This window comes from Salegentibacter maritimus (assembly GCF_016236915.1).
In the GTDB taxonomy this organism is placed as follows: domain Bacteria; phylum Bacteroidota; class Bacteroidia; order Flavobacteriales; family Flavobacteriaceae; genus Salegentibacter; species Salegentibacter maritimus.
The window spans coordinates 1-281 of the sequence record NZ_JAEHOK010000071.1 but is presented as its reverse complement, the minus strand read 5'-3'; the positions used below and the strand labels follow the sequence as shown (position 1 = coordinate 281).

Sequence of the window (281 nt, the reverse complement as noted above, 5' to 3'; positions counted from 1 at the left end):
AATGCAATTGAAATTTATGAACACCTGGAAAATTATAATGCCTTTGATGAGAAATCATTTCTAAAATGTCATAAACATTTAATGAAAAACCTAATTGAAGATGCCGGAAAATATAGAAAACAAGGTGTTGGCATAATGAAGGGCTCAGAGGTAGAGCACTTTGCTCCGCCACATCAAAATGTCCCTTTTTTAATGAAAGATTTATTTGATTATTTGAAGAAATCAGAAGAAATAGAACTTATTAAAAGTTGTGTTTTTCATTATGAAATGGAATTCATTCA

At 29.5% G+C, this 281-nt stretch carries 1 protein-coding gene; it reads left to right on the top strand.

Features of this window, described 5'->3' with window-relative positions; all coding sequences use genetic code 11:
* Nucleotides 1-281 (top strand): Fic family protein (locus I6U49_RS16870; protein WP_198629704.1); only part of this gene is annotated, 281 nt, incomplete at both ends.